The following is a 7,104-nucleotide window of genomic DNA, read 5'->3' as shown; positions in this document are numbered from 1 at the left end:
CGCGGCCGCCCGCTCCCAGCACGGACCGACCCACCACCCACCCCCTCCCCCTCGGACAGTCCCCGTCCCCGACCGCGACGACGACCACGGCACCGCCCACCTCCACCGGCCCCCACCTCCCCTCGTGCCCACCTCGCCTGACCGGACCACGGCACCGGCGCCCACGGCATACCCCTCCCCGTCCCCGACGGTGCGGCCCTCGCCGACGACGCCGGCGCCGACCTCCACGACGCCGTCCGTCCCGCTGCCGGACCCGTGGACGACCGTGGGCGAGTGGGCCGGGCTGGACGTCGAGGCCTTCGACACCGACCGGGCCGTCGTCGCGCTGACCTTCGACGGCGGCGCCTCGGACGCCGCGCTGGCCTCCATCCTGGGGACTCTGCGGGAGGAGGGCGTGCCGGCCACCTTCTTCGTCACCGGCGACTTCGCCCGCGCCTACCCCGGCGGCGTCACGGCGATCGCGCGGGCCGGCCACCCGGTCGGCAACCACAGCGACACGCACGTGTCCTTCCCCGACTCCACCAACGCCGAGATCCACGACGAGCTGGTGCGCGCCGACGGGGCCATCTCGGCCCTGACCGGCCGGGCGACGGCGCCGCTGTTCCGGTTCCCGTTCGGCGACCGGACGCCGTTGGACATCGAGGTGGTCAACGACGAGGGCTACGTGCCGATCCGCTGGACGGTGGACACCCTCGGGTGGCAGGGCACGAGCGGTGGCATCACGACCGACGTCGTCCGGGACCGGGTGCGGGACACCGCCCGCCCCGGCCAGGTCGTGCTCATGCACGTGGGCGCCCACCCGGAGGACGGCTCCACGCTCGACGCCGACGCGCTGCCGGGGATGATCGCCGACCTGCGGGCGCTGGGCTACGGCTTCACAACGGTGCCGCGGCTGCTGGCCGAGGGGCGGTGAGCGGAGCGGCTCCCCTCAGCGGCTGCGCACCTCCACGATGTGCCCGACGACCCCCGGCACCCAGCCGGTCTCGCGACGCATCCAGCGGACCGCCACGAGGTTGCTGGGGACCACGACGAAGTCGCCCGCGGCGACGGCCAGGTCGGTGCCGAAGACGTCGGTGACGACCTCCCAGGCCAGGTCGGTGTGCCGGTGCAGGTGCTCGCCCACGGCGATGGCGTAGCGCTCGACGACCGCGTCGTGGTCCTCCGCCTTGTCCTTCAGCCACCGGGCCAGGGCGCGGTCCAGCCCCGCGCCGATCGAGGCGAGGTCGTCGACGTCGACCCCCTCGTCCGCCAGCGCCGCGAGCCCGGCGTCGATCCCCTCGCGCTCCTCCGGGCCGAGCTTGCGCGACTCGGGGGTCAGCGGCAGGTCCTCGGTCGTGGACGCGCCCGGGTCGGGCAGGGTGCGCACCCGGGTCTCGGTGGGGTTCTTGCTCCGCTCCGACAGGTCGGAGGCGGCGCGGCGGACGCGGTCGAACAGGCCCATCTGCCCAGACTACGACCGACCCGCCCCCGCACGCTGGGTGCCGGGTCGGGGTATGCAGCGGCGTCGGGACGGGACGCGACGGCGCCGCGCGGAGGGGCCGGGTCAGCCGGTGGTGAGCTGCTGGCCCTCGATGATGAGGTCGGCGTCGGCGATGCCGTTGACGGAGACCAGGGTCTCCACGGTGGTGCCGTACTCCTGGGCCAGGGCGGCGAGGGTGTCGCCGCGCTCGACGGTGATGGTCACGCCCTCGGCGCCGTCGGCCGGGACGAGCATGACGTCGCCGGCGAAGATGAGGCGGCCGCCGTCGGCGAGGTCGTTGAGCGCGACCAGCTCGGAGACGGTGCTGCCGTGGTCGCGGGCGATGAGCGAGGTGGTCTCACCGCGGGCGATGACGTGCTCGACGACGTCCTGCGCCACCTCGACGGCCTGCGGGGCCGGGGCGGCCGGCTCGACCGGGGCCTGCTGGGCGGGGGCCTGCTGCTGGGGCGCGGCGGTCTCCGCCGGTGCCGGCGCGGCCGGGGCGGGCGCGGCCGGGGCGGCCTGGGTCTCGACCGGCTCCTGCACCGGCTCGGCGGGCTGCTCGGCCGGGGCGGGGGCCGGGGCGCTGGAGCCGCCGGCGGTCAGACCCGCCCGCACGGAGCAGACCGGCCAGGCGCCCGGGCCCTGGACGGCCAAGACGTTCTCGGCGATGGCGATCTGCTGCTCGCGGCTGGCCAGGTCGGCGCGCGGGGCGTAGTCGAGCCCGCCGAAGCCCTCCCAGGTGCTCTGGACGAACTGCAGGCCGCCGTAGAAGCCGTTGCCGGTGTTGATCGACCAGTCGCCGCCCGACTCGCAGGCCGCGACGCGGTCCCAGGTGGCGCCGTCGGCGGCCGAGGCCGGGCCCGAGGTGGCGATGCCGGCCATGGTGGCCAGGCCCGCGGCCGCGGCCACGGAGGACACGCGGAACGAGCGGGTGCGGGTGGTCGTGGTGGTGCGGTGCTTCATGCGTGGATACCTCACGGGGAACAGGGGGTCAGGGGTCTGCCGGTCGGGTGTCACGACCCGACGGCGAGAAGTGCGACGGCCACCCGGAAGTGGCACGGCTCCCAACGGTGAGGTCTCGTCCTGGGAAAGGCAAACCGCCTTCTGCCAGGAACCATCCAGACTTCCTCGTGATCGTTTCGTGATCTTTCCGTGATCTGCGGTGATCCGACGCGGTTGTGAGACCCGTCACACCGGGTCCGACGGGGCCGCCCAGACCGCGCCACGGTCCCCGTCGACGACGACCCGCAGGCCGTCGGGAAGCTCCCGCGTGCCGGTCCCGGTGCCCATCACCGCCGGGATCCCGTACTCCCGCGCCACGATCGCGGCGTGCGAGGCCATCCCGCCGTGGTCCACGACGACGGCGGCCGCCCGCTGGAACAGGGGCGTCCACCCCGGGTTGGTCGAGGCGCACACGAGCACCTCCCCGGGGCGCAGACGGCCGAACTCGGCCGGTCCCGCGACGACCCGGACCGGGCCGGTCGCCCGGCCTCCGCCCGCCGGGGTGCCGAGCGCCAGGACGTCGCCGGACGCCTCCCGCCGGGGGTAGAGGGTGGTCGTCGCGATGAGGGGGCTGCCGGCCAGCTCGTGGTAGGCCGCGCGCCGCCGGGCCGCCGCCTCCCGCAGGACACTCCGTCGCGGACCGCTCCCGGCCGGGAGCTCGTCGAGGGCGAGGAACCACACGTCCTCCGGGTCGTCCAGCGCACCGTCGGCCGCCAGGCGACGTCCCGCCTCCTGCAGCGCCCGGTGCACCGCCGGCATCGTCCTGCCCAGCTCGAAGTGGGTGTCCTCCCGCAGGGCCGTGCCGGCCGCCGCACGCTGCACCAGCTCGCCGCCCGGCGCCCGGGGCACCACCGGGGGCTCCGGAGTCCCCTCGGTCGGGAGGAGGGCGCGGACCAGGCCGAGAACGGTCGCGGGTGACCGCCCCCACGTCGGGTCGTGCACGAGGAGCAGGCTCGTGGTCTCGCGGTGGCCGTAGGCCTGGAGGAACCGCCGGAGCCGGTCGACCCACCGCTGCGCACCCGCCAGGGCCGCGACGTCCTCGACCTGCACCGGCCCGTCGCTCCCGAGCAGGTCGACGAGCCCGGGGACCGTCGCCGCCTCCCGGGCCAGGGCGGACAGCTCCTCGTTGGCCGCCCGCGTCCGCGTGGGGGCGCCGAGCAGGAGGTCGGCGACGGCTCCCCGTCGACCCGTCAGCGCGGACACGACGAGGAGGCGGCCGATCGCCACGAACCCGGCCGGCAGGTGCGCGACCCGGACGGCCGTCACCAGGTCGACGAGCTCGGCGGCCCGCCGCGGCACGGCCACGAGCTCCTCCCAGGCCAGCTCCTCCGGGTCGAGGGCGTCCAGCGCCGCCACCCCGGCCCGGTAGTCCGCCAGCCGCGGGTCCTCGACCCACACCCTCGGGTCCGACCGCAGCCCGCGCACGAGGGAACGCAGCACCCGGACCGGCGTCCGCACGGTGGGGCGCGGTGAGGCCGGGACGAACTCCTGGACGACCGCGTCCTGCTCGGGGAGGACGTCGGCGAACCGGACCACGACCCCCGCCAGGCCCCGCACCATCTCCTCCACGTGCCGGCCGACGGTCGGCCGGATCCAGGCGGTGAGCTCCAGCGGCAGCGGGCGGCGGGGGCAGGGCGGTCATCGGCCGGGCCTGCAGGACGACGAGCTCGCCGCCGGCGAACGCCCACTCCACGTCCTGCGGCCGGCCCAGGGAGGTGGCGACCGCCCGGCCGGCCCGGGCGAGCCGGGCCGCCTGCCCGTCCGTGAGCACCTGGCCGTCCCCGCCCGCCCTCCGCTCCACCACGGCCCCGTCCTCGGCGACGACGAGGTGCTCCGGGGTCACCCGTCCCGACACCACGGCCTCACCGAGCCCGCGGGCCGCGTCGACGACGACCCGGTCGCGTCGCCCGGTGACGGGGTCGGCGGTGAGGAGGACGCCGGCGGTGTCGGCCGGGACCATCCGCTGGACGACGACGGCCATCGCCACCGACCTCGGGTCGACGCCCAGCCGCTCCCGGTAGTCCACCGCGCGCTCCGACCACAGGGAGGCCCAGCACCGCCGGACGGCGTCCAGGACGGCCTCGGCACCCTCGACGTCCAGGAAGGTGTCCTGCTGCCCGGCGAAGGTGGCCCCCGGAAGGTCCTCCGCCGTCGCGCTGGAACGGACGGCGACCGGCCCGCCCCCCAGGCCCCGGTATGCCGTGCGCACGGCGCCCGCGAGGTCCTCCGGCACCGGGGCGTCCAGCACCTGGGGCGCCGACGCGGCGGCGCCCACGGCATACCGGTAGGCGTCGGTGGTGACCACGAACCCCGGCGGCACCCGCACGCCCGCCCCGAGCAGCTCCCCGAGGCCGGCCGCCTTGCCGCCCACGCGCGGCAGGTCGGCCGCACCGACCGACCCGAGGTCGAGGACGAGGCCGCCGGTCATGCCCCCGACACTAGGGGTCGGGGGGCCGTTGGCGCGGGGCGACGAAGGTGGGAAGGTGGGGTCATGAAGCGGGAGTACGAGCAGGCCACCGCCGTCGGCAACGCGCCACTGCGGATCCGGACCCGGGGACGGGCGGTGCTGTCCAACCCGATGACCAACCGGGGGACGGCCTTCACCGAGGCGGAGCGGGAGGCCCTCGAGCTCGACGGCCTGATGCCGACGGCGTTCACGACGCTGGAGAACCAGACCCAGCGGGTCTACGAGCAGTTCCGGTCGACCAAGACCATGCTCGGCAAGTTCCTCACGCTCAACGCCCTGCGCGACCGCAACGAGGTGCTCTTCTACCACCTGCTCTCCGGCCACCTGGAGGAGATGCTGCCGGTCGTCTACACCCCGACGATCGGCGAGGCGATCGAGCGCTTCAGCCACACCTACAACCGGCCGCGCGGGGTGTTCCTGTCGATCGACCACCCGGAGAAGGTCGAGCAGGGGCTGCGCAACTACGGGCTGGACGCGGAGGACGTGGACCTGGTGTGCGTCACCGACTCCGAGGGCATCCTCGGCATCGGCGACCAGGGCATCGGCGGCATCCAGATCGCCATCGGCAAGCTGTCCGTCTACACCGCCGCCGCCGGCGTCCACCCGCGACGGACCATCCCGGTCGTGCTCGACACCGGCACCGACAACCTCGGTCTGCTCTCCAGCGACATGTACCTGGGCGAGCGGCACGCCCGGGTGCGCGGCGAGCGCTACGACGAGTTCGTCGACCAGTTCGTGCAGACGGTCACCAGGCTCTTCCCGCACGCGATGATCCACTGGGAGGACATCGGCACCGCCAACGCCCACCGGATCCTGGAGCGCTACCGCGACGAGGTGTGCACCTTCAACGACGACATCCAGGGCACGGCGGCCGTCGTGCTGGCCGCCCTGCTGGCCGGCGTCGACGTCACCGGCACCAGCCTGGACGAGCAGCGCATCGTCATCTTCGGCGCCGGCAGCGCCGGCATCGGGATCGCCGACCTGGTCAAGGACCAGATGCTGCGCACCCGCACCGCCCGGACCGAGGAGGAGGCCTACAGCCACTTCTGGCCCATCGGGCTGCAGGGCCTCTACGTCGACGACGACGAGACCCTGCACGACTTCCAGCGGGTCTACGCCCGGCGCCGGGAGGAGGTGGCGGACTGGGACGTGGCCGACCCCGAGCGCATCGGCCTGCTCGACGTCATCCGCAACGTGCGGCCGACGATCCTCATCGGCACCTCCACCAAGGGCGGGGCCTTCACCCAGGAGGTCGTCGAGGAGATGGCCCGGCACAACCCCCGGCCGATCATCTTCCCGCTGTCCAACCCCACCAGCCGCGCCGAGGCCACGCCCGCCGACATCCTGCGGTGGACCGACGGCAAGGCGCTCGTGGCCACCGGGAGCCCGTTCGAGCCGGTCACCCACGACGGCATCCGGCACACCATCGCCCAGTCCAACAACGCGCTGATCTTCCCGGGGCTGGGCCTGGGCGTGGCCGCCTGCCGGGCGACCGGGATCACGCCCGGCATGATCGCCGCCGCCTCCCAGGCGCTGGCCGGGCTCGTCAACGCCTGGCGTCCGGGCGCCCCGCTGCTGCCCGGGATCGGCGACCTGCGCCTGGTGTCGGCGACGGTGGCGATCGAGGTGGCCAGGCAGGCCGCCAAGGAGGGCGTCGCTGAGCGGCCGCTCACGGACCCGGTCCAGCAGGTCTACGAACGGATGTGGCAGCCGCGCTACCCGGAGGTCGAGGCGATCTGAGGGCAGGAACGCCCCGGTCGTGCCGGACTTGACCTAGGTCAAGGAACCGGGGGCGCAACGTCCGTAGCTTGAGGTCATCAGCCCGAACGGGGACGTGACACCACACGAAAGGACGCCGTGATGACCACCGCGAGCACCGACCGGACGACCACCACCACGACCGCCACCACCCGGACCACCCTGCGCGCCGAGGGCTTCTCCTGCCCCTCCTGCGTGGCCAAGATCGAGAAGCAGGTGGGCCGCCTCGCCGGCGTGGAGGCCGTCACGGTCCACTTCGCCTCGGCCCGCATCGAGGTCGACCACGACGAGACCCGCGTGAGCGTGGACGACCTCGTCGCCGCGGTCGCCAAGGCCGGCTACACCGCCCGCCCCGCCGCCTTCTGAGGCCCGCGCGTGCACCAGATCCAGACCTGGCTGCACGGCCGGTGGGCCG

The 7,104-nt window shown here is 74.9% G+C and carries 6 protein-coding genes and 1 pseudogene; 3 read left to right on the top strand and 4 right to left on the bottom strand.

Features of this window, described 5'->3' with window-relative positions; all coding sequences use genetic code 11:
* Positions 1-124: 124 nt before the first annotated feature.
* Positions 125-913 carry a polysaccharide deacetylase family protein gene (locus tag BJF81_RS08135; RefSeq protein ID WP_083664088.1) on the top strand — a complete coding sequence of 263 codons (789 nt, stop codon included), beginning with the start codon at positions 125-127 and terminating at the stop codon, positions 911-913.
* Between the two features lie 15 nt (positions 914-928).
* Here the strand turns inward: BJF81_RS08135 and BJF81_RS08130 are convergent, their stop codons facing one another.
* The 4 genes and pseudogenes from BJF81_RS08130 to BJF81_RS18585 form a co-directional block, all read right to left on the bottom strand.
* Positions 929-1,441: a DUF3806 domain-containing protein gene (locus tag BJF81_RS08130; protein ID WP_075957917.1), complete on the bottom strand. Its 513-nt coding sequence runs from the start codon at positions 1,439-1,441 to the stop codon at positions 929-931.
* A 102-nt stretch (positions 1,442-1,543) separates the two neighbouring features.
* Positions 1,544-2,425: a transglycosylase family protein gene (locus BJF81_RS20550; protein ID WP_075957916.1), complete on the bottom strand. Its 882-nt coding sequence runs from the start codon at positions 2,423-2,425 to the stop codon at positions 1,544-1,546.
* A gap of 225 nt (positions 2,426-2,650) precedes the next feature.
* Entirely contained in the window at positions 2,651-4,024 is a 1,374-nt protein-coding gene (locus BJF81_RS19430; protein WP_237770110.1) for a PEP-utilizing enzyme, read from the bottom strand.
* A gap of 130 nt (positions 4,025-4,154) precedes the next feature.
* Positions 4,155-4,892, bottom strand: a pseudogene (locus BJF81_RS18585) (PEP/pyruvate-binding domain-containing protein); the annotation flags it as partial.
* Positions 4,893-4,955: 63 nt separating this feature from the next.
* Here BJF81_RS18585 and BJF81_RS08115 point away from each other — a divergent pair.
* Both BJF81_RS08115 and BJF81_RS08110 read left to right on the top strand, forming a co-directional pair.
* Positions 4,956-6,671 (top strand): NAD-dependent malic enzyme, encoded by a 1,716-nt coding sequence (locus BJF81_RS08115; RefSeq protein ID WP_075957915.1) that lies wholly within the window; start codon positions 4,956-4,958, stop codon positions 6,669-6,671.
* Positions 6,672-6,791: 120 nt separating this feature from the next.
* Complete coding sequence (locus BJF81_RS08110) at positions 6,792-7,055, top strand: heavy-metal-associated domain-containing protein (RefSeq protein WP_075957914.1); 264 nt, start codon at positions 6,792-6,794, stop codon at positions 7,053-7,055.
* The last annotated feature ends 49 nt before the right edge of the window (positions 7,056-7,104 follow it).

This window comes from Ornithinimicrobium sp. CNJ-824 (assembly GCF_001942405.1).
GTDB classification, from domain to species: domain Bacteria; phylum Actinomycetota; class Actinomycetes; order Actinomycetales; family Dermatophilaceae; genus Ornithinicoccus; species Ornithinicoccus kibberensis.
This window is presented reverse-complemented; position numbering and strand designations above follow the sequence as displayed.